Below are 2,541 nucleotides of genomic sequence, written 5' to 3' on the forward strand. Positions count from 1 at the left end.
GGGCGGCAGCTGACCCTGATGGGGAGACCATGAGCATGCACCGCGCCCTGACCACCCTGGGCTGCGCCCTGACCGCCGTGCTCGCGACGGCCTGGTCCGCAGCGCCACCAACCCAGCCCTACCGGCCCGCCACCGCTGCTACGACAGGACGCACGACGGAGCCCGCCCAGGCCACCGCCGCTGCGACGGTACGTACGACGTTGCCGGTCCGGGCCGCCACCGCCGCTACGACGGTACGCACCCACGACGGTCTGGTGCGGGGCGCCGCCCACGACGGCTATCGCACCTTCGAGGGCATCCCCTACGCGGCGCCCCCGGTCGGCAGGCTGCGCTGGGCACCGCCCCTCCCCGCGGCCCCCTGGTCCGGGGTACGGGATGCGACCCGGCCCGCGAGCGCCTGCCCGCAGCCGGCCGGCGAGGTGCCCGGCGGGAGCACGGATGAGGACTGTCTCCACCTGAACGTCACGACGCCCAACGGCGCGCGACCGGCGCACCCCCGGCCGGTGATCGTGTGGCTGCACGGCGGCGGCTTCACCACCGGAGCGGGCAGCTCCTACGACGCCCACCGCATGGCCGCCCGCGGCGACGTCGTGGTCGTCACCGTCAACTACCGCCTCGGGGCCCTCGGTTTCCTCGCGCACAGCGGGCTGTCCGGCTCCGGCACCTTCGGCCTGGCCGACCAGCAGGCGGCGCTGCGCTGGGTCCGCGCCGAGATCGGCTCCTTCGGCGGCGACGCGCACAATGTCACGCTGGCCGGCGAGTCGGCGGGCGGCTACAGCGTCTGCGCCCAGCTCGCCTCACCTGCCGCCGCGGGGCTCTTCGAGCGGGCGATCATCGAGAGCGGCCCGTGCACGGGCCGCCCCGACCGGCCGTTCGCCCCGTCCTCCGTCCCCCTGTCCGCGGCGCGCGCCGCGGGCGCGGACTTCGCGGCGAAGGTCGGCTGCGGCTCGGCCCGGCACGTCATGGCCTGCCTGCGGCGCGTGGACGTCTCCCGCCTGCTGGCGGCCCAGGACACCGATCAACAACCCGCCTACACCACCCCGTTGCTGCCCAGCGACCCCGCGGCGGCGATCGCCGCCGGCCGCTTCCACCGCGTCCCTGTGCTCCTCGGCAACAACCACGACGAGGGCAACGGCTGGGCCGCCGGGATCGTCCAGGCCGGCCATCCCGTGACTCCCGACACCTGGCCCGACGTCGTGGCCGCCTTCTTCCCCTCCCCCAGGCAGGCGAAGGCGATCGTCCGCGAGTACCCGGTGCACCGCACCGACGGGGGCCCGGTGTTCGGCGCGGTCATCGGCGACGCCGACTTCGCCTGCCCGACAGCGCGCACCGACGGCCTGCTGTCCGCCCATGTGCCCGTCTGGCGCTACGAGTTCGCCGACGAGCACGCCCCGCCGCTCACCTCGGGCACGCCGCCGTTCCCGCTCGGCGCACCGCACGCGAGCGAACTGCCCTACCTGTTCGAACTGGGCGGCCGCCCCCGCGACCTGACCGCGGCACAGCACCGGCTGGCCGACACCATGATCGACTACTGGACCCGCTTCGCCCGCACCGCCGACCCGAACGGCCCGTCGTCGCCACACTGGCCCCGGCAGACGGTGCTCTCCCTGGCGCCGGACCACATCGTCCCCACCCGCACGACGCAGGCCCGCCACCACTGCGTGTTCTGGAACGCCCTCGGGTGACCACGGACACGACCGCCGTGAGGGTCCGCCGGCTCAGCCAGCGGACCCTCCCCGCGCCTGCTCGCGGGCCGTCTGCTGCCGCCGCGGCAGCTCGCCGAGATGAAGCAGACCGTCCCCGTGAGCGCGGACGTCCAGCAACTGTGGCCCGGCGGCCGATACGGGCTCGGTCTGGTCGAACGCCCCCTGACCTGCGGAGGAACCTACTGGAGCCACGAGGGCGGGGACGGCGGCTACATCACCCTCAACGGCGTCACCGACGACGGCAGGCGAAGCGCCGCAGTCTCTATGTCCGAGGCACGCGGCGACACCCCGGAGCACATACTGGACCAGAAGAACGCGGCCAGCACCCTGATCGACCACGCACTGTGCGCAGGGGCCCCCAGCACCCCGTGAGCGGAGGCGTCGTCGCGATGGCTCGTGCCCTGGGGGCGGGTGAATGACCGCCACGAGCAGTCAGTCGGCGACGGGCACATCTACGACCAGTCCTTCTTCGTCAAGCATGGGCCTGACCATGAGGGCGACGCGGTGGGCGGCAGGACCGCCGACGGCGTCGAAGCCACCAAGCCACGGCCCCAGCGGTCAACAGCACGGCGCTGGTGACCGCCCACCAGTTGCCGATCCAGGCGGCGAGCGCGCCCGACGCCGTGGCCACGATCAGGGCGGGACCCACGCAGCAGACAATGGCTGCGGCGACGACGGCCGCGAGCAGGGCCGCGGTCCCTCCCTGGGTGGTCGGGGCGTGGCGTTGGGGCGGGTTCATGGCGGTCCGGCTTACCGTGCGGGTGCGGCCAGCAGGGGGCCGAAGATGTCCGCGCCCAGACGCTCGGCCTCGGCCTGGTCCAGGACGGCGCCGCTG

General features: G+C 74.4%; 2 protein-coding genes. Both read left to right on the forward strand.

Annotated elements, in window-relative coordinates; genetic code table 11:
* Positions 1-29: 29 nt before the first annotated feature.
* Positions 30-1,685, forward strand: a complete 1,656-nt coding sequence (locus BEK98_RS45340; protein WP_094222679.1) for a carboxylesterase/lipase family protein — start codon at positions 30-32, stop codon at positions 1,683-1,685.
* Positions 1,686-1,784: 99 nt separating this feature from the next.
* Positions 1,785-2,078, forward strand: coding sequence for a hypothetical protein (locus BEK98_RS45345; RefSeq protein WP_244202274.1), 294 nt, complete (start codon positions 1,785-1,787; stop codon positions 2,076-2,078).
* Positions 2,079-2,541: the final 463 nt, after the last annotated feature.

This window comes from Streptomyces diastatochromogenes, assembly GCF_002242805.1.
Taxonomy (GTDB): Bacteria; Actinomycetota; Actinomycetes; order Streptomycetales; family Streptomycetaceae; genus Streptomyces; species Streptomyces diastatochromogenes.